Origin of the sequence: Streptococcus sp. KHUD_015 (assembly GCF_051106265.1) — a bacterium.
Taxonomy (GTDB): Bacteria; Bacillota; Bacilli; order Lactobacillales; family Streptococcaceae; genus Streptococcus.
In genome coordinates this window covers 588478-614511 of record NZ_CP193665.1, presented here as the reverse complement: position 1 = coordinate 614511, position 26034 = coordinate 588478, and the positions used below count along the sequence as shown (strand labels likewise).

Below are 26034 nucleotides of genomic sequence, written 5' to 3'. Positions count from 1 at the left end.
TTTTACCATCTATTGGGCTTTATTACAAGTGAATGCAAGAACAAACCTATATTATTTCTTCCTTCAAAGCAAACAGATTTTTCTTAGTTAAAACCGAGCAAGAAAAGTAAAGACAGCTCCAAAATCAACCTATTAAAAAACCTGAGCTTGGCACTCAAGTTTTTAGAAGTTCTTTTAATCTATGGAATTATTTTATCATCCATTCTTTTAGCCATTTTTCCTAAAAAGATAGCTAATAAAAGGCTAATCATGACTAAAAATAATCCTAGATAAAGAAATGCTACTACAAAGCCTAAATTGTCAATCAACCACCCTGTCAGTGGGAAGAATACAATCATACTTAGGCTAAACATCATAGAGTAGACACTTAGCATGGTTGCCCTTACTTCACTTGGGAGCCGCTCTTGCAAATCATTGTCAAAAATCGGCTGAAAAAGAGCATATAGAGCATTGCTAATCAAATAAATCAAAATATAGATTAGAGGTGTTCCAAAATAGGACAACATATAGGTAACTCCAGTCAGCAGGACGAGGATAGGGAAAAGCTTCAATGCAGCATATTTCTTTCCAATCTTACTCGCTAGATAGACTGCAAGGATATTCAAGAGACTACCAAGTAGCATAACTGCTGAAATTTGCCAACTACTTAAATCTGGTAACTGATTTTGATAGTAAAAATAAAACATGCACATGATTGTTCCGACAATCTGAGATAAAATCATCCAGTTGAAGAGCATGGGATTTCGCTCCAACTCTTCCTTAACGGTCCAAATAATCTGTTTCATGGTCACACTATCAGTTTTTTCTAGCTTGACACTGGGTTCTTTCAGCATCCAAATCAGGAAAAGAACTATAATAGAAGCGGCAATCATGATATAGTAGGTCAGATGCAATTGACCATGGACAAAAAATCCCGCCAACACTGTCCCCAAAGACCGAGTTCCTTCTGCTACTCCTGACATAAAACTTGAAATAGATAAGTAACGCTCCTTTAGTCCAGCCTCTACAGCCGAGTCATAGACCATTGCTGCGCTTGTGCCTGAATCAAAATTATAAGACAAGGCACTTACCGCCATCGCTAAGGCATAAATCCAAAAATTTCCCTGCCCAGCCAACATAAAAATAGAAGACACAATCCCTGCTATACGACTTAAATAAAGGTTGGTCTTATAGGAATAGCGGTCAGCTAACATTCCAGATGGAATTTCACAGATAAGACTGGTCGTATGAAAGATACTTTCCAGAAGTCCAATCTGCCAAAGAGACATGCCGTTTTGACTGAGAAAGAGAATCCAAAAACTGGTAATCCCTAAAAATGCAAAAAACTCAACTCCGGCCATCAGGCCAATATTTTTCCGATAATTTCTTATTAACATCTTTTCTCCTTAACAAGTGTATTATTATTTCTTTTGTCCGTCACTTGTTAATCTATGCCTTACATGATCTCCACTCCTTTTAGAAGCATTCTTCAATGCCATTATTTTCGTTTAATTGTTTATGAAATGATACCGAAAAAACTGTTCTGTAGTTTCTATTGCAAATTTTCTCGTTTATTTTAACACTTATGTCATCACATTACAAGAGAATATAGGAGTACTCTTCGAAAATCAAATTCAAACCACGTCAACGTCGCCTTACCGTACTCAAGTACAGCCTGCGGCTAGCTTCCTAGTTTGCTCTTTGATTTTCATTGAGCATAAGTAACCAATTCTATTTCTCCCTTCAAACAAAACCGATTTTGAAAGTGATACAATTCTTACTTTCCAGTCTCAAGTGACTAGAGTTTCATCAATTTTATAATTTTCAAATAAACCCTGAGCAAATTTCTTGCAAGTTGTTTTATTTTGTTGTAATATATTTTATAACAACGAGAGAGTTCTCGAAAATTTAAGAAAAAGGAGACACATCATGTCTAAAAAAGTATTATTTATCGTCGGATCCCTACGCCAAGGTTCTTTCAACCACCAAATGGCGCTCGAAGCTGAGAAAGCACTTGCTGGTAAAGCAGAAGTTAGCTACCTTGATTATTCAGCTGTTCCTCTCTTCAGCCAAGATTTGGAAGTTCCAACTTACCTAGCTGTAGCTGCTGCTCGTGAAGCAGTTCTCGCTGCGGATGCTATCTGGATCTTCTCTCCAGTCTACAACTTCTCTATCCCTGGAACAGTGAAGAACTTGCTTGACTGGCTATCTCGTGCCCTTGACTTGTCTGATACACGCAGCGCTTCTGCCCTTCAAGACAAACTTGTCACAGTATCATCTGTAGCCAATGCAGGTCACGATCAACTCTTCGCTATCTACAAAGACCTCTTGCCATTTATTCGTACACAAGTCGTTGGTGATTTCACTGCTGCACGTGTTAATGACTCTGCTTGGGCAGACGGAACATTGGTTCTTGAAGAAACAGTCCTAAACTCACTTGAAAAACAAGCTCAAGACTTGGTTAATGCTATCAAATAAAGATATTTTATTACTCTTTGCCACCCATTTGGGTGGTTTTTTCATACCTAATACTCTTCGAAAATCTCTTCAGACCACGTCAGCGTCGCCTTACCGTACTCAATTAAAGCTTGCGTCTAGCTTCCTAGTTTGCTTTGTGATTTTCATTAAGTATAATTGAATTTAGAGTAGTTCAGAACAAATTCTAAAGTATTTTTAGAATTTGATTTACATTTCCCAATCAATTTGTTCGTTTTTGATTTCATTTCACTATAAAAAACGCATCCTATTAGGTATTCAAAACCTTAATACGATGCGTTTTATCATGCAATGATCTACTATATTTCTCCTCAAATTGAGGTTCTACATCATAGTAGCTCTGCTCATTCACCGATTCAATTTTTAATCCTCGATCAATTTATAAAAATCAGAATGCTTTAGAGATAAAGTCTAATCTTCTTTACGTTTTGTAGCTAATAGTGCTGCTGACAAGGCTAAGCTAACACCTGCTAAGAAGATGGCTGTATCAGATTCTCTCTCGCCAGTTTCTGGTAAGCTATTTTGATCTCCTTTGACTACTGAAGCCTTTCTTTCTGCAGTCTGGTTATTAGCTATGTTCTGTACTGGATGCTCTGTTTTCTCCCGAACTGGTACTTCCTGATTTCCTACTGTTGCTGGAGCAGCTGTATCCTCTGGAAGTTTACTATCTTGAGGCACTCCTGGATTTACCCCGTCTTTAAAGTCAGGCTTCTCATCGACTGGTGCTACCTGATTACCTACAGTTGATTGTTTCCCTTTGTATTCTGAAATGTCGTTAACTGCTCCTTCAACAAAGTTAGCTCCTCCCTTAAATTCAGGGACTTCATTAACCGATGCTTCTACAAAGTTGACCCCTCCTTTGAATTCTGGAACTTCGTTGACTGGCGCAGACTCCTCGCCCTTGCTATTTGAAATAGATGGTTTTACTCCTACCTCGATAATGCGATCTTGAGCCTTTCTTTGTTCAGTATGAACAAGAGTTCTAGTAGTTCCCACAACTTGAATATAGTCAACTTTTTCTCCATCTTGTCCTTCAGAAACAACACGACGTTGACCTTGAGAAAGTTCAGGATTTTCACGAATAACTTCTTTAAATGGAAGCGGAGTCTTTTCAATTTCCAAGCTTGGAGTTTCTGCTACTAAGTTTTTAACTCCTTCTGTCGGAGTTGTTTGGAAGGCTGCCTTAAAGTGTAAACGATACTCTTTCACAAGATTTCCATCTTTGGAAACAAGACGAACGAGTGTTGGAAGATTGGTATTTCCAGGATTCACAACTGTGACTACTCCATGTCCACTAGTTGTCGCAGTGACTTTTGGTTGGGAACTCATTGCTGTTAGTGTATAATCTGTCACATTTGGATCAAAGTTTTCCAATGCTTTTCCATCAACCGAAATAGTGGCTGATGGTGTTTCCACTTCTGCTCCTTTGCCTGTAGAGTAGGCTGTAAATTCTACAACTGCCAAACCATTAGTAGTAGACTTACGAGTCATACGTGCTCGAATGGCTGTCGTTTGAATCGGATCAAAGTTAAATTCTATTGGTTTACCAGCTACGATTTCTCCAGAAGCTTTGTAAGGAATTTCTTGCCAATTCTCTGCCTTGTTGAATGGATGGTCAGCATTTTCTTCGTAACGAGAAATCGTACTTGGTTCTGTAAAGGCAGGACCAATATATCTTTCTAGAACCATTTTCTCTGGAGCATCTGTTCCACTATCTTTAAAGAACTGAATAGCTACTTTTCCAATGGATTGAGAGGCAATTTTTCCATCCTTCTTAAAGAGTAGTCCGACAGAAGTTTCTTGATTTTTCGGAGTACGAGACCAGTTTGTCCAACGTCCGTCTTCATTGTATTTTCCATCATTGATATAGAAAATTCTATCATGTGAAGCTGCTTGTGTATCGTTCGTTGTCGAAGCAAAGGCTTTAGAATCCGTTTCATTGTTGCTTGGATTTTCTGACAGAACTTGGTTACCTTTAGCTACAACTGTCACCTGTATTTTAGTTGTTAGATTTGTACCAATGACATGACCAGTTACTTCAAAACTTCCCTCCTGTTCTGTCGCATGTTCAGGAATGGCATCCCATTGAACTGCAAGGTTAGCCTTAACCCAGCCAGTTTGTGAAGGATAATAGACTGTCACTTCAGCAGGCAATTGAAGTTGATCACCAACATTCAGGGTCTTGGCACTATTTTCTGCAGCTGCTGGTTGTGTTGATTCTTTTTCGTCATCACGGAAGATACGATATTCTTTAAGAACAGTTCCATCCTCAGCTTTCAAGATAAGACGTGTCGCACCTTTTTCATTTGTTGCAGGAACAACTGTCACCAAGCCATTGTTGCTTGCTGTTGCAGTGATTTCTTTGCTAGATTGAGGAATATAGTAATCAGTCTTAGATGGATTAAAGTGTTCATGATCCTTGCCATCTACCTTGATAGAAATCTCTGAACTTGTAGAGCTCACTACCTTATTTCCAAGGACAGTTAGCTCTGTCAAACCAATACCAGCAGTTCCATCTGCTTTCTTCATGCGCATACGAACAGCATAGGTTTCTACCTTATCAAATGTAAAGTGGTTGGTTTTACCTGCAGATAATTGTCCAGGAGCTTTGAGGTGTTCCACCTCTTTCCAGTTAGCTGCATTATTAAATGGATGGTTGCTATCACGTTGAGCATTATTGACATCATTCGGAAGATCTGGAACTTCTTGACCGACATAGTATTCAATAACATATTCTTTTGGAAGACCAATCGCTCCATCAGTATAGAAATCAACTGAAAGATTATCAACAAAGCGCTTGGTCAAATCACCAGAGTTTCCAAATAAGATTGATGCCCAGTCATTATCAGTATTTGTTCTCCAAGTAGTCCATCTATTTTTAGCATCTGTAGGCGTTCTTGACACAGTCAGGTCGTTCAAAGCATTAGCTGAATCATCCCCTCCTGTATTAGATACAATAGCTGCTGGCAATTGGGAACCTGTCCATTGTTTAGAGATATTATTTCCAGCAACCACTTGACTAGAAACACGGACATGAGCCTTGGTGGTCAGATTGCTACCAACTAAATGACCATTGATTTCATACATCCCTTCAGTTTGACTAAAGTTAGCTGGTACCTGATCCCACACCACATCTTTGTAGATAGTGGTTCCATTAGAATGGTAAGCACGTACACTAGCTGGCAATTGAACTGTCTCACCCTTAGGAAGAGTAAGGCTGATTTCCTCTGCAACTTGCAAGCCTTCAACCGTCACCGTTGCTTGAGCCTCAATATCTGTACCTTCTACATGTCCTTTAAGGGTAAAGCTATGATAGTGCCCCAATTCTTTTTCAGCTACTTTGTCCCAAGTTACAGCTACCTTACGAGGCAAGCCTTTATCAAATTCTGCTCCAACTTGACTAGGTAAATTAGGTTGCTGATTGATATCGGTAGAGATAGAAACTGGATGAAGTTTGACAATTTTCTTCTCTACTTTATTTTCTTTAATCACCAATTCAGTTGCGACAGATTGCGTTTTTTCTGTTTGATTGTCAATACGAGGAGTTAGAGTAACACGACCCTTAGTATAGAGCAACAAGTTCTGTCCATTTACCTCAAGATGACCACCATCAGCTGACTTGGCTTCTAAGTGGACATCTGACGCTGCAAATTCAGTCTGTGAACCGTCCTCATAATGCCCAATTACATGATAAGGGAGAACTTGGTCTTCTGTTGCCTTCTCTTTTCCTTCAATGTTTACTTCCAAGCGTGTCAAGGCAGGTGCTTCCTTCACGAATTGAATCAAGTAAGTTTGAACTAAATCCCCCTTTTGGTCACTCAAGAAGACAGAAGCCTGATATCCATTATCAGCAGAAGCTTGCTGAACTGTTACCTGATAGCCTGTAGTCTGTGCTCCAACACTTGGGATTTTAGCACTGTAAGGAAGGGATACTCGGTAATAAGTCTTTCCAGGCTCAAAGTTTTCAAGAGTCTTATCTCCAACCGTGAGACCTGTAACAGTACTTTCTGTTTCCTTGTCGCTTGCGATAAAGGTTGCAGTTACTTCACGATCGTCATCTGTCAATTTACCAGTTGCTTCAGTTCGTCCACCTTCCTTGTTCAAAGCAGCAGGATCTTTCAAGGTCCAAGACACAACATCTGTATCAATCAAGCTACCATCTGACAAAACAGCAGTGACCGTTTTATCCAAATCAGCTGCAGTTGTACCAACTGGAACTGTCGCTACCTTAGGCAACCACTTATCAAGGGCAACTACCTTGACAAGGGCTTCAGCCTTAGCTTCAAGACCTTCTACATTACCAAATACTTTTTTCTCACCTGCGCTTGTAAGCAAGTCAGATGGCACGTCCCATGTTACAGTCTTTTCCTCAACACTACCGTCGCTATAAATAGCTGTTACTGTTTGAGGCAATTCAGGATTTGTAGTCACATCAGTTGTTGCTTTTACAGGAGCAAAGGCTACAAAATGACGGTTTTCTTTCTTACCAGATACAGTCGCGACCGTTGCGCTATCAGAAGTTAAACCAGCAGAATCTGCATAAAGAGTAAATTTACCTTCTTTTTCTGTTGATTTTACAATGACAACTCCTTTACCATTGAAGGCACGTCTCTGCCATGTTCCATCTGCTTGAGCTTTGTAGCGCTCACGACTAGCTTGTTCCCCATTATCTACACCAACGATTTGTCCCTGACCATGGAGATTGAAATGAACAAGATTATTCGCTGTAGGAACCACATTACCATCGCCATCAACAATTTCGTAATGGATGTAAGATAAATCTTTACCATCTGCTGTGATAACATGCTCTTCTTTAGTCAGACGAACTCTTGCTGGCTCCCCAGCAGTTGTCACACTATCACGCGCAATTTCGTTGCCATTTTCATCTCGAGCAATCGCAGTCAGTGTGCCTGGTTGGTATTTCACAAGCCACTCAAGATACAATTCACTTGGTTTAGCCCCCTCATGATATGGACGTCCATCTTCTGTCGTTTTCTTAGTAAATTCCTTTTTACCAAGTGACTCTCCATTTAAGAACAATTCGACACTTGCTGCATTTGAGAAGGTACGAACCGGAACCTTTCCATCGACCAGCATCTTACGATCCCTAAGTGTCTCATCAGTCCAGTTCCAATGTGGTAAAATTCGGACAGTTGGTTTTTCTTTAGCACTATACCATTCACTACGGTAAAGGTAAAAATCATTCTTGGGTAAACCAGCCGTATCGATGATACCAAAGTAAGAACTTTTTACGGGTGTATTATCTTGGTTGTGCCATGGAGTTGGCTCACCGATATAGTCAATTCCTGTCCAGATAAATTGTCCAGCATAGCCAGCATGATCACGGTCAAAAGTCCATGACTCAGTAGCTGTTCTTCCCCATCCAACACGGTCATTACCATAGTCAGATTGTTCATAGTGACGATTTGGACGGTTATCATGTCCAAGGATTTGAGCAGGATTGTAATAAGAATCACGCGTTCTAGTAGCTGAAGAAGTTTCAGAACCATAGATGAGCCAGTCTGGATGAGCTCTACGAACAGCTTCATAATTACGCTCTCCATAGTTCATACCCACAGCATCCATGATTTCTGCAACTTTCAAGAAATCACCTGTCGCTGCACGACTAAATTTATTCTCACCCATAGTAACATAACGCTCGGTATCAATCGCTTTAATGACAGCCTTCAAACGTTTAGCAGTTTCGATAGAACGAGGACTACCATTCGCTTCATCTACCTCATTTCCAAGAGACCACATCACAATAGACGGATTGTTCTTATCACGTTCTACCATTGTCCTAAGATCAAAATCAGACCACTTCTCTCCCTTCTTAGCCTCGGGATGAGTCGCATCTTGATCAAAGAAACGTCCATAGTCGTAAGTCTTCTTGCCACCATACCAAGTGTCAAAAGCCTCCTCTTGAACCAAAAGTCCTAGACTCGCCGCAGCATCTAGCAACTGAGGGCTCGCCGGGTTGTGAGTGGTACGAATGGAGTTCACTCCCATATCTTTCAGAAGTTTTAATTTACGATAAGTAGCCTTATAGTTCTCTTCTGCACCCAAGGCTCCATTGTCATGGTGAATACTTACCCCATGGAATTTCATTCTCTCACCATTGAGAGAAAATCCTTCCTTAGCTGTCCAGTTAAAATAACGGTAACCAAATGTATCTTCTGTTACATCAACTAACTGGCCTTCTTTATAGACTTTTGTTTTTAGAACATAAAGTTGAGGATGGTAACTTTTCGTTGTCCAAAGAGTTGGCTGATTAACCAGGATATTCTGATTAAATTGTGCTGTTTCATTTTCTGCCAAACTCTTAGTTGCAGAATGAACTAGTTCTGAAACAGCTTTACCCTCCTTAGTAAAAATCTGTTGCTCCACAAAGACATTCGCAGCCTTTTTATCTGTATTTTTAATCTTACTTTGAACTTGTGTTTCAACATTGCTATTTTTTTGTTCAGCTAATTTTGGTGTTGTAATGTGGTTCCCATTTTCCGCAACATGGACTTTATCACGATAACTAAGGGTTACATCACGATAAATCCCACTACCAGAATACCAACGACTACTTGGTTGCTTATTGGTCACTTGAACGGTAATGGAATTTTCACTGCCATCCTTGTTCAAAAATTCTGTAATATCATAAGAAAAATGATTATAACCACTTGGATAATGGCCTACAAATTTACCATTTACATAAACCTTAGAATCCATGTAAACACCATCAAAATTGATACGAACATCTTTGTTCTTGTCTGCTTCATTCAGTGTAAAAGTCTTACGATACCAAGCTGTTCCACCATTTAACTGACCACCTTCGTTGCGAGCAGGAGACTTGTGATCGAAGTCAAAATAAATACTCCAATCGTGTGGAAGATTCAATTTAGACCAATCATGAACATCCACATCTTTTTTTGAAAAATCTCCTTGGGCGTTTAGTTTAAAGTACCAATCTTTATTGAAGTCTTGTTTTCGATCTGATAATAGCTGCTTCTCTTTTTCAACATCCGCTTTACTTGACTCTTTAGAAAGCGCTTGCGTTTTTTCAGAAGAAGATTTGAGATCTGCAGTCGGTTTTACCTGATCCTTTTCTGAAGTTTTCTTAGCATCCTCTTTTACATCTGTTTCAACTGCTGCTGTAGATTTCGGACCATCTTCCACAGTCTTTGGTTTTGTCTCTTCAGATTTTTGCTTCTCCTCAGCTTCGTTTCCTTCTCCTACTTTATTCGGAGTTTCAACTTTAGGACCAGCCAATTCATGACTGCCCTCGTTAGCAGGTGTAGTAGTTTCAGTATCCTTAATCTCATTTTCTTCTGCTACTTCAGATTTTGGCTTTACAAACTCACGTCCACCATTCTCATCAGCCTTTGCGATAGCAGCTGCCACATCATCAGGAAGCTTATCTAAAGGTTGGGCTTGATGAACCGTTGTTTCTTCTGTTTGAGTATTGGATGAAGCCACCTCCTCAGCTTGTACAGCTGAAATACCAAATATACTAGCCCCAATCATCACAGATGCCACACCTATAGCAAATTTACGAATGCTATAATGACAACGTTTGTCGAAAAGTCTTTTGTTCATTAAAATCCTCATTTCTTTTTCTTGATACTAAGTAAGCGTTTACTTTTTAGAAAAAATAACCTCCTTCAGAATACACAACTAAGCATCAAGTTTGTTTTTATATATATTGAATATATCAAAATGAACAAAAAATTGCAATCTTTTTTATGATTTTAATATAACAAAAAATATTGAGGCCGCATCCTATAACGAGAAGCTTAACAATGGATAAAGAATCTGGTCCGAAACTATCAACTATTCAAAAACCACACAGTATTGCTTTCAGCTTGATGATTCTCAATACTGAAATCACTGTGTGGTTTTATTGGGACATTAATGTTTATCTAGGATTATTGAATAACTCTTTTTCGAATTCTTAATCCTTTTTCCCTTTTTTGACAAACACGGCAGAGAGAACTAGCCCAAGACCACCTAACAAGGCTAAAGTAGCTGATTCTTCTCCACCTGTTGCTGGAAGTTGATCTTTAACTTTAGCAACCGATGTTTGTGGTTGTTCTTGTTTTTGTGCTTGATCTGTTTTCACTGATGCACTTGCAAATTCATCGGACTTTTCAACAGTAGTTTCAACATCACTATTGCCACTGCTCATCTTATCTCCATCGACTTTATCAACCGAATCTTTCAAGTTTTCCTCTGTTGGAGTGGCTTGAGTGCTTGCTGTTTCTTTATATTCTGGGACTTCATGGACAGCTGCTTCAGTGCCGTTTACGCCACCCTTGAAGTCTGGGACTTCTACTACTGGTGATGGTAGCTTGCTTGAGTCTCCCATAGATTCAGTATACTCTGGAACTTCATGGGTAGCTGCCTCAACTGCGTTTACTCCGCCTTTGAATTCTAGCCCTTCTACTACTGGAACCACATCATCACCTGCTGTTCCAATGGCTTGAGTGTATTCTGGAACTTCATGAACAGCTGCTTCGACACCATTTACGCCACCAGTAAATTCTGGGACTTCTACTACTGAAGCTGGTTCATCTCCCTTACTTGTAGTTGGAGCTGGTTTGGCTGGTTCTTCTGGAAGTTCTTGGTGGAATGTCGTCATTTCATAGAACTCTGGTTTACCTCCTTCCCAAACAAGTTTCACATCCATTAATGGAGATTTATCTCGGACAGCAAATGTTTGGAAGCTTGAGGTAATCTCACCTATTTCTGACCAAGAATCTCTTTTATCTGATTTAAGAGTTCGAGCCAATACTCGAGCCTTCACTCCTTGCGGAAGACTTGAAACAAGTCGGATATGGTTCACATCTGTCGGTTCTGACAAGTGGTAAACAAGCTCACCTTGGTCTTTCTCAGCTTTATAGCTAGTCAATACCTTACCATCTACGAGGTTGGTGTAGAGGTTACCTTGGCTTTCACCACTGTTTCCTTGAACAGTTGGATCATTAATCGGTTTCACGAATTCGCCATCATTGATCACCAACTCAGTGAAGCCTACAAAACGAGCATTATAGTCTGCTGTATATAGAACACGGAGATAGTTGGCTTTAACTGGGCTTGAAAGTTCACCCTCGATGTAGCGGTTTCCTGGCATCTTAGAATCATGTGTCCAGCCATCTGTCAAGGAATCATCACGTGTTTCATTAGCAAGGCCGTCACCAACTGTTACAAGATCTGTCCAAGTCTTGCCATCTTGACTGACTTGAATCTTACCATCACGAAGATAGTTTTGAGTGCCGTCTTGGATGTAAGCTCTAATCTTCTTAATGTCGCGTTCGCTACCAAGTTTCAAGGTGATATGACCATCTTTACGCGCATAGTCTGAAAACTCTACAAAGTTATTGTAAACTCCATCGAACAATTGATCCAAGTTCTTAATCTTACGGACATCATTTCTACCGTATGTTGGATGGATTCCCATTGATGTCGAATCAAGTGTGGTTGGTTGAACTTCTTTTGTCTGAACAAGTAGAGAGGTTGCTGTTACTGCTTGTTCTTGATCAGTCTTGTTGACCAAACGAACATAACGTACCAAGGACTTATCTGTCACTTGATCAGCTGGATACCATTCTTGAGCATTTGGAGAGTATTCCAAATTGAGGGATGGATTTTCTGTACCAACTGCTTGAATGCTTTCAGCTTGGTGAAGACGATCAAGTTTCATACCCAAATAACTCTTAGCTGGAAGTTTTGTTCCGCTCGGAATTTGCATATTATAACGGCCTAGGCTATCATCAACTGGAGTTGACTTCAAGTTTTCAACGTTTGTATCAGTCAATTGGCTATTGCCTGTACGTGTTTCAACTGAGAAGTCAGCGATACGCCACCATAGGTTGATGTTCTTAGTATTGCGAATACGGACATAGCGAGCTGAAATTGGAGTTTCGATTTCTTTGGTTTGCTCACCAGTCAAGCGATCCAATTCTTGCCATGAGTTACCATCTGCAGAATATTCAAGAACACCTTCTGCTAATTTATCTCCTGAACCTTGGTGGAGACGAACCTTAGTCACAGGTTTGACTTCGCCTAAGTCTAGTTGTACCCAACTATTTACTGGAGTTGTATCAGTTCGATCAGCATTCGCAAGCATGGCTTCAGTATTGTCACGTCCGTCTGTAATCTGACCAACTGTTGTGTTGTACTTGTACATCAGATTTGGACTAATCGTCACAGTAGCTGGCTGTTTAGCACGAGTAACTTCCACAGGGCGGTTAACAGCAATTTCTCTTACAGCAAACCAAGTATTATCACGATCTGAAGTCGCAATCATTCGAACAGCCTTAGCACGAATATTGAGTTTTTCATATTTAATAAGAGATTCATTTCCAGTGTAGCTTGGTTCTGAAAGTGTTACCCACTCATCATTTTCATTGAGGTACTCAACCTTAGCATTGTTAAAGGTATCACGAGGATTTGCTTGAGTTCCCATTGCAAAGGTCAAGTTTTGGAGTGGAACAGCCTTGTTAAATTTCAATCCAATGTAATCACCAGTCTTGATACTGTTTGGCGATTTGATCAATGCATGAGTTCCCAAATCTCCATCAGTCACCTCAGCAAGTCCGCCTTCTACACCTGTACGGTTCGTGATAAAGGTACTAATGACTTGGTCAGGATGCAAAGCTTTTTGAACTTCTGTTGCCAAGATTTCACGCAGTCCAAGCAAGAATGGACGGATATGTTGAACACCCAACTCAGCTCTTTCATCATGGTCTACATAGTGGAAGGTATAAGTTTGAGACTGTTCATATAGTTTCAATCCCTTATAGTAACTATCCCAAAGTTTTGCAGAATCGTTCTTTTCGATAGCTTCTGTACCATCAAGAAGAGCACTCAAGGCGTCCATTTGGTCAATAGTATTATCCAACCAGTAGTGGATTTGAGCACGCATTTTTTCATCACCAGATGCTTTATAAAGTTGAGCTGCTGCTTTTAGTTTCGCAAATTCTGCACGCAAGCCTTCACGCTCTGCACCAACATCTTGACCAGCTTTTAACTTAGACATGAAGGCCGCCAATTTCGGTGCAAGTTCAACAGACTCTTCCAACTTCACAACACGACCATCCATGTTTTGGTTGATCATATGTTTACCAAGTTCACGGAAGGCAAGAGATGCTTCGCTATCTGTAAACTTACCATTTTCAACAAAGTTAAAGGCGATATCGTTTACTTTCTTAGCTTCTTCTTCTGACTTCCATTGTTTCCATGCATATTGAGCTGCAGAGAAGAGGGCAATCTTAGATGGCTCGGATTGTTGCATTGGGTTCAACATGATACCTGAAAGAAGGCTAGGATCTACATTCGGATGAAGGAATTTCTCACCACCACCCAAGATCAAGTGTTGTTTAGAGTTATCTGTAACAGGCCAATTGACCCATAGAGAAACTGGACGGTAGGTCTTACCACCTGCAGTCAGGTTGTTCTTAAGATTTGAAAGGAAGTTTTCTGATACTTCACCCCAAATCTTACCACCAGTAAGGGTCATAGAGGTTGAAGTTGGAAGATTTTCATTGAGTGCTTTCAACTCATCTTCACGTCCATTACCCCAATACTGACCTGGGACAAAAATCATTTCCTTACGAAGGCCGACATAAGTTGCTTGTTTTTTAGTCAACCAGTCTGTCATGTCCTTCATCAAGCGGTTGTAGCTATTGTAGCCACCAACTGGACTTGGGGCATCATCGGCCAAAATACCGAACTCACGAACACCGACATCCATCAATTGAGTGAATTTAGCTTTAATAGTTTCAAGGTCTTTTTGGTAGTCAGCATCGTTACCAAAACGGATACGATTATTCATGAATGGATGGATGGTCCACACATAACGAGTCTTGTTTTGGTTTCCGACACGCGCCAATTCACGAATTTCAGCTAGTTTTTCTTCTGGATAAAGTTCACGCCATTTCTTGTTGTGATATGGATCATCTTTTGGTGCAAAGAAGTATTGGGTCAACTTCAAGTCACCACCATAACGCATCAACTCAGCACGATCAGCATTGCTCCAAGGGTTACCATAGTATCCTTCGATAAAGCCACGGTTCTTAATTTCAGCATAGTCTTCAACTGTTACGTTACGCAAGACTGGAGCTTCACTTTCATTCAGCATGTGTTTAAGAGTTGTCAAACCGTAGAAGACAGCATCTGTATCTTTACCGACGATAGAGATTGTATTGTTCTTGATTGACAAGGCATAGGCATCAATCTTATCAAAGAGTCCTTGAGAAATTCCAGACACTTCTTTTTCAGCCTGTGAATTTTGACCATGAACACCAAGATAGATATTGGTAGCACCTGCCACTGCTGATTGACTGCTTGTGTATGAAATTTGATGATCTTGTAAAACACTCTTCAAGCGGTTACGAGTATAGATATCCAAATTATCCCCCATAACAAGATTGACTTGTTTATGGAGTTTTGTAACACCTTCATCGTAAGTTACTTTTTGTGGCGTTGGGAAGACCTTGTACTCTTTCTTAAGGTAATCTTGACTTTTCGCTGCTGCAGCAACTGTTTCATCACTTGTAGGTTTCGTCGCTACAAAGTTATCAGCAAGTTCAGTTGTACCATCACCCATTTCCTCAACTTTAGGTGTTTTTGGAGTAGCTGGCTCTTCTGCATTGTTAGTAGAAACTGGTTTCAGAAGTTGAATTTCTGCAGCACTACCAAATCCTGCAACACCTGCTAGGACTTTTAATTCTACCTTATTCGTTTCAACTGCATCAAAGTTCACTGTTTTCTCTTTGGCATTGTTTTCCCAAGTTCCTGAAGCAACTTTAACCATCTGACCATCTTTTTGAGCATAGATTTCATAAGATGTCACGACACCATTACCTCCACCTGGACGTGGAAGGTAAGTCAAACCATTGACTTTTTCACTTGCTTTCAAGTTCATAGCAACTGTGAATGGTGCTTGATGTCCAGACCATTTTGAATGCCAGAAGGTATTTGGATCATTGTCAAAGGCTTTTTCTACTGGACCTTCTGCATTGGTACCTGGTAATTCTTGACTAGTTGCAGAAACTGTAAAATGATCATTTGGAATCAAACGTGGATTGACAAATGGTTCATTTGACAACTCAGCACTATGTAAAATTCCTTTGAAACCACCGATTGTTTCAAGCGGTAAAACTAAGCTATTATGAGCAAAACGAGGATTAGCTGAATTTGCAATCCGTTCAACCTTTTCACCATCTACATAAACTTCTGTAGATTGTGGTTTCGTTACAACAGAGATTTGATAACGTTTGTTCTTTTCAAGTTTCTTGTTGAATTGAATATGGAATTGCTCAAAAGTATAGGCAAGGTAGCCATCCTTATCTGCAAGATAAAGTTGATTATTGCCACTTGTTGAGAAGGTCTGTTCACCGTCACCAGTTACAGTAACATCCATTTTCAGGACATGACTTGGTCCTGCGTCACCAACTAGACCTTCGATTGTACTGTCTTTATCGAAATTCAATCCTTTTTCACTTGTCTTCACTTTCTTAGCAAGGTAATCTTTGACAGTATCAGGATTTATCTTAAACAAATCTTCTTCAGCTACGGTCTTTTCTGGATTAGATTGTGGTGCATAGACACTTGCTGGTTGAATACGATCTGCATAGGTCTTAGCTGCACGATCGGAACCCCAAGTGCGTTCTGCAGTAGACTGCATACTCTTGAAGAAACGTTTAAATATATCATAAGAAGTAAGTCCAGTTTCATGGAGGTCAATATTATCATTCCAAACCGCATGACCACCACCAATGATATTAGGATTAGAAGCTTCTAGACGTGGGCCACCACCTGTTGAGAAGTCATTTGGTATCCAACGATTGTATTGAATTTCATAATTTGCATAATCACCATAAGCAGTTTGGCTATTGCTACCACTTGGGACACTATAGGTTGGAACATCTGTGATATTGATAATCTTGGCACCTTGAGCAATTGCAGCTGCTGGACGTTGCCATCCAAGGCTCCAGATATCCACTTCTACATCTTTCCAATCAACTGGCGTTTTTCCTTGTTTGGCGCTGAGTGATCCCCAAATACGTGGTGTATAACCTTTTCCTTTGATATACTTGATGAGGTCATTAACATAGCGACGATAACTTTCTGGACTTCCATAATACTCATCTGTACCGATATGAACGGTAGAAACGCCATGAAGGGGTGCATCTGGACCATCAAGAAGTTTATCATAGACTGATTTAACAAAAGCAAGTGTTTCTTCGTACTTGTTATCCAAGTCCAACATAGCTACACGTTCTACATTGTGTTTTCTCGCACTAAGTTGACCCTTGTACATCAAGTCTGGACGAACTTTAACGAATGAAAGGGCGTGACCTGGTGTGTCAATTTCAGGAACAAGGTTGATATGCAAAGCTTTTGCTAACTTGATGATTTCTTGCATTTCTTCCTTGGTATAGTGCTCATCTGATGTTAATTTTTGGCCATCCTTACCAACAATATCTGTCTCCACACGGAAGCCTGTCTTGGCATGCTCTAGAACATACTTCAGTTCTTCTTCTGGACTTAAGTTCTTACCTGCCAAGTGCTCTTTTAGGAAGATATAGTTATCATTCAAGTGCAACTGAAGATCGTTCAGCTTGTAGTAGGCCATGTTTAGCATGATGTCTACAAGCGTATCATAAGGGATAAACTTACGACCTGTGTCTAGCATAAAGCCACGGTGGCTGAAGCTTGGGAAGTCACGGATCTCACCGTTCTGTAGATCTTTTTCTCCCATTTGAAGAAGTGTACGTGTAGCATAAAAGGCACCTGCATTTGTTGCAGCTTCTACTGTAATAACTCCATCTTTAATGCTGATACCATAGCCTTCTTTGCCATAGCCCTTATCTTCAACCTTTTTAAACTCAATTCGGTTTTGTGCTGCTTGACCACCTGTGGCGATTTCTAAGCCACGACTTTCAAGGTCCGTCTGATAGAATTTCGCTTCTTGACCAAATCCAGAATCTCCGACTGAAATAACAGTAGATGATGTAATAGAAGTTTTTCCTTCAGCTCCATACCATTGTTGAACTGCTGGAGCAACTGCTGGCTTAGTTCCAACACCTTCGTCTGCATGCAAGCCTTTAATAAGAACTTCAAATTCTTTTGTGAAGGTATGAGTATCTTTGACTTGTTGGACCATGACCTTAACAGTTTGATCTGTTAAAGGTTTGTAGATTTTGTTATTGAGATCAACAACACCCTGTTTGTTGCTACCAATCAAGCTCACTTCACCCGGTAATTTAGGCAAGACAAGTGATTTTCCATCTTCAGCAACTGTTAGTTCTGTCACTTGACGAATATCTGTAGGTTTGCTTGCATCCGGAATGTTTGAATAGGCACGAATTTCTTGAATACCAACATTTTTCCAATTCATAGTACCAGCTTGGTAATCTGTGATTTCAAGTTTAAGGTACTTGGCTTGAATAGCCTCTTTCAAATCAACTTTTTCATCAAGAAGTGGAGTTCCTGTTCTTTGATAAGCTAACTTCCATTCTTTAACTCCCGAACCATTCACATCATCCTGGCCAGCGTAATAAAGATTCCATGATTTGATATTGGGGTCATTTTTTTCACCACGAACACGGCGATCCCAATCAATCTCCACATGCTTAATCACTGTTGTCTTTTCCAGTGTAAATTCGATGGTTGGTTTATCAATGTTTTGGTCAGTTGCCCATCGAGTGTCAGGTTTTCCGTCAATTGCCTTTTCTGCTGTGTATTGTGTGTTTGCTTCATGGTTTGATGTTGTAGCAGAAGCTTTTTCCAAATGATTGACATCTGGTGTTTCGACCAAATCTTTAGTCACTGGCTTTTCAGATGGTTTAGCTGTTGGAGCTACTTCTTCTTTTGGAGTTTCTGCTGGTTTTGGAGTTGTTTCTTCCTTAGGAGCAGGAGTTTCAGTTGGTTTTGGAGTAGTTGTTTCAGCTGCAGTTGCTTCAGTTTCTGACGCTGCAGGTTGATCATCTACAGTTCCAGCACTCGCTTCTGCTTTTTCAATAGCTGCTGCTATATCTGCTGGCAGTTTATCCAGAGGCTTAGCCTGTGTTATTGTTCCTTCTGTCTCAGCAGGTCCTTCTGTTTCAGCAGCTTGAACCATACCAGCTCCAAAGATACTGGCACCAATCATAACAGAAGCTGCACCAATCGTAAATTTACGAATACTATAATGACACCGTTTCTCAAAAAAATGTTTTCCCATTTTTTCCTATTTCCTTTCATATAATCACAATCGTAAACGTTCTCATTTCCTTTAGAAAAAGAGAGGACCTAGAGGTCCTCTCTGGGTATTCTTTTTTCTCCACTAGAACAAGCAGAGAGTTTGAGCTCCCTTTTAATGAAAACTCTTGTATATTCTAATCTTCTTTTCTCTTTGCAAGAAATAGAGCAGACATTGCTAGACTGAGGCTGGCAAGGAAGAAGAGCTTATCTGACTGGCTAGTACCAGTTTCTGGAAGTTTAGCCTTCATTTCTTCTTTTGCTTCTTCTATCTTCATTCCTGGTTTAGAGCCATCAACCGCTTGATATTCAAATTCCTGTACTGCTGGATCCTGCTGCTTCTGATTGAATTGATCTGTCGATGGAGTTTGTGCCTTACCTCCAACTTCCTCAGTTGATGAAGTCTGTGCATTTCCTCCAAATTCTTCAGTTGATGGAGTCTGCGCCTTAGCTCCAGGTTCTTCAGTTGATGGTGACTCTTGTTTAGAAACTTGTTTATAAACAACAGCATAATGTCCTAGTTGACTGGTTATGAATTCAATTGTTCCTTGACCATTTGTAAAGTTTACTGACTCACCTGATGCAGTATAGTATACCCCAGCTACTTCACCAGAAACTGGTAATCTAACAAGGACTGCACCTTTCAGCTGAACCTTATGATTATCCTTATCTACCAAATGAAGAGCATAAGCATCAAATTCCATACCTTGTAGACTTTGGTCTTTTACTTTTTGAACTTGAAGGTGCATGTCTGGTGCCAAGTCTCTTGCTAGTCCTGCAACTACAACGCCTGTTGATTTATCTGATAAGACACGAACCTCTTCAGTTGGTTTGTCTACCGTAGGTGCTGCTTGGTCACCTGCTGTTCCCATTGCACCTGTATATTCTGGAACTTCATGTACAGCTGATTCTACCGCATTCACACTTCCAGTGAACTCTGGAACCTCTTTTACAGCCACTTCATCTCCTGCTGTACCGATTGGTTCTGTGTACTCTGGAACTTCATGGATTGCGGCTTCAACACCATTTACACCACCTGTGAATTCTGGAAGGTCAACAACTGGGGCTGCTTCATCTCCCTTGCTTGAAGTTGGAGTTTCAGGTTTAGGTTCTGGATCTGGAGTTGGGGTAGGTGTTTGGTCTTTCAATTGATCAAGATAATCTGCAAAGTATTTAATCATTCTATTTGTTAAGAGATGGTTATCTGTTGCAAATTTCATGCTGGAAACAACACTTGCTACTTCCTCTTGATTACTCTTATCAGTCAATTTTTGAGCTTTAGCCAAGGCTGCTTCATAGACTGCTGTATCAAGACCTGCTTCAGTCACTTGTGGACGAGTAAAGACCAATTCTGCAGCTGATTGATATTGATTACCACCATCTCCGTAAGTTCGTGTTCCTGTTAGAACAATCTTCTTAGCTTTGATCGTCTTGCCAAAGTTGATATCTTTAGGTTTGTTATTGTCAGCCCAATTTGTTGCATTGAAAGTATGTTCCTTACCTGTTTCATCAGTTACGACAAGAGTCACATCTCTCAAATTACCGTTTGAACCAGAACCACGTGGAACATAATGGAGACCAGTAATTTCAGTCGGTTCTTTCAAGACCATTGTAGCTGGTTTACCAACATCTCCTCCGCCCCATGATGTATGCCATAAACTAGATAAGTTTCCATCAAAGGCATTTGCAAGACCTTCACCAGCCTGAGCAGGAGCGCTTAGGCTTGCAAAATCATCTGCTACAAGAGCTGTTTTCTTCATCACTAAAGCATCTTTAAGAGCATTGACCTTAGCAATCTCTGCTTTAGCTTCTTCTACACTAATATCATCGTCTGCTTGACTAAGGTTAAAGACAGCCTCTTTCAAAGCATCCATTGTTTCTTTGGTGTAATTGGTCATAGCAACAGTTGGAAGGTAGTTCTTAACAGCATTTTCTGCCATCATCTTACCAGTCAAGACAATTTCTTCAATTTGAAGTCTATCCATGATGAAATCATTGTAACCACGGAAATTCGCATTACCACCAGAATCTCCACGAGTATTGCTTGCATTTCCTGTAGAGTAGATACCTACCCATGTATCGCCAGTTTCAGCACCTGTCACGAGGAAAGTTGCGCGTTTAGCTTTTTTAGAATCTGTCCATGAGTTTGGTAATTCATGCATTTCCAAATTACTTGCCTGTCCAGATTGGAATTCTCCTTTACCGACTACAAAGGCATAAGTATTGTCAGATCCAGTTTCATAGTCAAATGTAATACGGTAGGTCTTGCCTGCTTCAAATCGGAAGTTTTGTGGAATTGTTTGGTAAACCAAGTTTCGACGACTTACGAGACCATTTGTCTTGAGTGACCAATTTCCTTCGATAACGTCATCAACTTTCTTACCATTCCAATCACGTTGTGTGTATGGACCATGTTTTTCAGACAAATGAGTACGGTTGTCTTCAACACCTTCGATACCACCGATGACAAATGGGAAGATACCTTGTCCAACATTTTCAAAGTCTTGTTTGAAGACACCTGTTGCAGTATCATGACCGTCACCGTACATATTTGATTCATTTTCAAAGGTACGAATTTCATCGAAGTAAGTTGCTTCATCACCTGCTTCACGACTCAAGGTCAAGGTTACATTTGATACATCTGAACCTGTTGTAAAGAAAGCATACATGTTTTGGAAGTAACTTGTGTTATTAACAGTCGCATTGCTTCGACGAGTATTGTGAGCATAGGCTTTTACATAGTTGAGAGCGAGCGACTTGTTGGTGTAGTTAGTTACTTCTTTTTCACCAGTATTTACTGTAATACTTGCTTTAGCATCACTACGGTTATCCACACCTACATAAACTGCATATCTGGTATTCGGTTTCAAGCCAGTTAATTTTTGAGTCAGACTCACTTTTTCTTTATTGCCTTGTATGCGGAGCATTTGGTTTGCACCTTGAGACTTCACGATTTCAGCCTTAGAAGCATCTCCCGAAATCTTCCAATGATTCAAAGATTCGCTGTTAAATCCTTGGTCATAGATATGCATTCCTTCACTCCATGACATTTCAGGATTTGTTTGTTTAGAGCGATAGAGTACATAAGGTTGATTTGCAGTAAGATCAAGGGTAATCTTACCGTCTTTCACGGCAACTTCTTTTTCCTCAGTCTTACCTTGGTCAGTTAGTTTATAAAGGTAAACTTTACCATTTGCCCAGTCGCTAGGAAGTGTCCAAGTTGTTGCACCTGCTTCAGTATTGAAGTAGTACATTTTTTCCTTGTCGCTCGCAAGCTTGTTACCATTTGCATCCCAGTTCCAAGGTGTCAAGTATGCTGAACCATCTTGGATAACACGACCATTAAGCGTAACTGTCCGTTCACGATATTGTGGACTGTTGACATCATTTGATTTACGAGCTACAACAACCTTGTTATTTGCAGCATCGACCAATTCGACTTTCATTTCTGGAGTCCATTTATAGGTACTACCATTGTCAGTCATGGTTACTGGTTTGCCATCTTCCCATTTGCTGACTGTAAAGTGTTGGAAGTACTTAGTCATAACATCATGAGCAAACAAGTTTGTTACATAACCGTTATAGTCACTACGTCCTTGCCATCCTTCAAAGTCCTTCATGCTATAACCGCCTAGAAGTGGGTAGTCAGCTGCACCACCATAACTTCTGTAGTCACCAACCCAAGAATCTTTTTGGTGGTTACGGATAAAGCGAGTAATAGCACTGTTAATACCTTTATTTGTATAGCCACCGTAGGTCAAGTCAGCTGCCCAGTGTTGGAAGGTAGAATCATATTCACCACCATGGCCCCACTCAATAGCAAAGCGCCAACCTTGTTTATTAATTTCTTTAGCAATAACATGAGTTGCCCAGGCACCATTGTCACCTGATTGGCCGTTACCCCATACGTCGACATAGATGAAGTCTAGACCTTCACCCAATTCCTTCTTCAACTCTTCCCAACGAGCTAGACGCCCATGAGCGAGGTCATAACCAGCATCAATATTGATACCTTGGTCAAGCCAGTTCCAACCGTAGCTGTAGCTACCATCTGCATTTTTACGAAGAATATTTTCATTAAAATATTTAGACTCAGGATAGGTTTCTGAAGCGTTAACGTGGATACCGAGGTGGGCACCATATTTCTTAGCTTTCGCAATAAGAGTCTTAAAGTCTTCAACACCACCAATACGTTTACCGATATCCGCGTAGTTCAAGTGTCCAGAGTCATGTCCTTCACTTCCGTATCCCTTAAGAAGTACACCTTGACCAAGACCATCTGTATGAAGGTTAATCTTCTTGATACCATCCAAGGTCATGAGGAATGGGTTTTGCGCTTGTGAACCAAAGTTCATAGCGATACGGTAAGCTGTAATGTCTTTAACTTTTTCCCATCCTTGAGGGTTGTTCATAATACTACGGTAAGCGATGGCACCATCTTGCCAGTCAACCTTATGGTCAGCATTGGCATCTTCAGTGATGACAACTTTTGCACTTGGAAGTTCCTTCGTATATTCTGGGAAGACTACACCATTATGAGCTTTTTCCCATTGCCATTCAGAACTATGGATTTCAACGTAGTTGGCATTACCAATCGTATTCTTGTAAGCTGTCAATCGTGTCCAGTCGTAAGAACCACCACCGTAGCTGTTTTGTGAGTTACTCCATACCCCAGCTGCAAGCTTGTCTGTTGAAACAAATCCATACATGTAACCTTTGGCCAATTCTTTCATTGGATTGGTTACTTCGATATGGTCATCACCACTGACGTGAGTGTTGTTTGACATGGTTGCCCCATCAAACTTAGCTCCTGCTTGGTCACTAGAAACAGATACCAAGGCATTTCCTAGGAAGCTGATGGAAGAAAGTAATTTACGTTCGTCATCAATCTTTTGTCCTGGTGTCACTTGGTTATGGTTGACAATCTTAGTCACATCAAAGTGAAGTTGGTTGTCCACTACTTGCAAACGAACGGTCATATCTGCATTGATGAGATTTTTCTCATCACGGAGTTTCATGTCATACTCGGCAGTCGTTGCATTGACCTTTTTATAGGTAACTTCAGGAGTCACAGCGTGCTTGTTGATCACAACTTGATTAATTGGTTGCACTTGTCCTGGAAGCTTGTTTCCATTTAGAACATATTCTTTAACACGTGGGAAGGCTTGGTCGATAACTGCTTTCAATACTGTAGATTGAATAGTGTCGTATTTTACATTGCTATCATCTACTGTATCGCCCTTTTCTTTTTTAGTGGATTCTTGATCTGTTTTAACTCCTTCTTGGTTGTCAGTTTTGACATTGACAATTGTTCGTTCACTACTATTATAGGTTCCAGCTTTAAGAACAATTTTCTTCTCATCTTTGAGTTTGTCATTTACTGCAGATGGCAAGGTCACTGTGTCAAAAAGTTTCACATCATTGTTAGTTGCATTGAGCTGTCCATCTGATTTTAGACTGATCGTCAAATGGTTCTCAGATCCATTTACTGGAGCTGCAACACGTCCACCTTGATACCAAAGCCCACTACCATTTGTCTTGTATTCCCAGAACCATCCACCTTGGTCATATCCTACAAAAACGTTGTTGTCAGTGTCTTTAAATTTCATGAAGACACCAAAGCGAGATTTACCTGTTTCGGATTCTTCTTTAAAGGTCAAATCAACGGTAGCATTCCCATTAGCATCTACTGTCAAACCATCTTTTTCAAACAAGGCTGGTTTTTTACCATTGTCATTTTGAGCAGTTGAAGCTAGTTGGTTGTAACGAACTCCTTTTTCTTCACGGACAGTTACTGTTCCCTGTTGTTCTTTCTTTTCAACTGTTTTCCATTCTGGAGTGACTTCTTTTGATTCAGTCGGTTTAGTTTCAGCAGGTTTATTTTCTGCTGGTTTGTTTTCTGCCGGCTTATTGTCAGCTGGTTTTTCTTCTTTAGGTTTATCCTCTTTTGGTTTTTCTTCCTTGTTTTCCACTTGTTTATCGAGAGCATCTAGACCAGCTGGTTTCTTTGTTTCAATACCCTTGATATAGTTTTGGATCCACTCTAGCTGAGCAGGTGAGAAGAGAATACCTCCACTACGTTTACCAGAGACACCATTTTGGTGGATACCAATCAATTTCCCATTTTCATCGAAAATACCGCCACCACTAGCACCTGGTTCACTTCCTTGATAGCTAATTCCACGAACACCTTCTCCGTGATTGTTAATATCCTCAACGGTAGTATTCAAAATTGGATCAAGCTCTCCTTTTGGATATCCAAATACATGAACCTTATCTCCTACCTTAGTTGTTGCAGGTTTCTCAGTCACTTCAACGGGAGCATTTGCAAGAGGTGTACGAAGCTTAACAATTGCCAAGTCATTTTTATAGCCTTTGAGGAAGCCTTCACGGTCCCAGTGTTTTACATCATTCTTACTAAATTTGACATCTGGTGCTCCTTTGTAAGAAACTGTATAGACATCTCCATCACTCTCAACATTATCAGCTACCTTACGATTATTACCATCTGGAACATCTTTGATAAAGTTATGAGAAACAGATAAAACTAGATTTTCCCCAATAACGATACCACTGCCAATCCCCGCAGCGCTTTTAATTTCAACAGTCGCACCATAGTTTAATTCACCATTTTTTGTTTTAGCGACATCTTCTGGAACTAAGCTTTTATCTTCTTTTTCTAGTTCTTCTTTTGAGGCAGTGTGGCCATTTTCTTCAGCCTTATCAAGTTTTCCACGTAGTTCATCAGGAAGAGTATCTGAAGCTGAAGAGCTTGTTGCAGTTTCTTTTTCTTTTGCCAGTAATTCTTCTTCAGTCTTTGGTCCTTCAGTTACTTCAGGAGAACCTTGGTCTTCACCAGCTTTTGGTGCTTCAAAATCATGCCCTCCGTCCTCTTTAGCATTTGCAAGAGCTGCAGCCAAATCTGCCGGCATATTTGCTGTTGAACCTGTTTGTGCAGAATCTGCTAGGACAGTACTAGTTCCAAAGAAAGCTGCACCAATCATGACAGAAGCAACCCCTAATGAAAATTTTCGAATACTATATTTACAACGTTTTTCAAACAATCCTTTATCCATTAAGTCCTAAATCCTTTCACTATATGCGTAAGCGTTTACATCTGTTATTTAAAAAAATACTCCTTTCTGTCTAAAAAGTGTAACACTTACGTCATTAAATAAAAAATAATTACACTTTTAATATAACAAATGATAGGAAATAAAGCAATAGAAAAGATAGGAAATGACTAATTTTTTCTTTCAATCCTAGTAAAATTAAAGTATAAAATCTCCAAAATACTCTAGAAAAATAAAATGCATATCATCA

General features: G+C 40.1%; 5 protein-coding genes. 1 reads left to right on the top strand and 4 read right to left on the bottom strand.

The window, feature by feature from the left end:
• Positions 1-179: 179 nt before the first annotated feature.
• Positions 180-1376, bottom strand: a complete 1197-nt coding sequence (locus ACORHU_RS02775) for an MFS transporter (RefSeq protein ID WP_049534288.1) — start codon at positions 1374-1376, stop codon at positions 180-182.
• A 532-nt stretch (positions 1377-1908) separates the two neighbouring features.
• Here ACORHU_RS02775 and ACORHU_RS02770 point away from each other — a divergent pair.
• The gene (locus ACORHU_RS02770) at positions 1909-2457 is read left to right on the top strand and encodes an NADPH-dependent FMN reductase (RefSeq protein ID WP_000039639.1); all 549 of its coding nucleotides are present in this window, start codon (positions 1909-1911) and stop codon (positions 2455-2457) included.
• A gap of 429 nt (positions 2458-2886) precedes the next feature.
• On the opposite strand, the gene ACORHU_RS02765 is transcribed toward ACORHU_RS02770, so the two are convergent.
• The 3 genes from ACORHU_RS02765 to ACORHU_RS02755 all read right to left on the bottom strand — a co-directional run bounded on the left by ACORHU_RS02765 (position 2887) and on the right by ACORHU_RS02755 (position 25787).
• Positions 2887-10062: an SIALI-17 repeat-containing surface protein gene (locus ACORHU_RS02765; protein WP_434364715.1), complete on the bottom strand. Its 7176-nt coding sequence runs from the start codon at positions 10060-10062 to the stop codon at positions 2887-2889.
• 355 nt (positions 10063-10417) lie between these two features.
• Positions 10418-18694 carry an SIALI-17 repeat-containing surface protein gene (locus tag ACORHU_RS02760; RefSeq protein ID WP_434364714.1) on the bottom strand — a complete coding sequence of 2759 codons (8277 nt, stop codon included), beginning with the start codon at positions 18692-18694 and terminating at the stop codon, positions 10418-10420.
• A 154-nt stretch (positions 18695-18848) separates the two neighbouring features.
• Positions 18849-25787 carry a SpGH101 family endo-alpha-N-acetylgalactosaminidase gene (locus ACORHU_RS02755; RefSeq protein WP_434364713.1) on the bottom strand — a complete coding sequence of 2313 codons (6939 nt, stop codon included), beginning with the start codon at positions 25785-25787 and terminating at the stop codon, positions 18849-18851.
• Between the last annotated feature and the right edge of the window lie 247 nt (positions 25788-26034).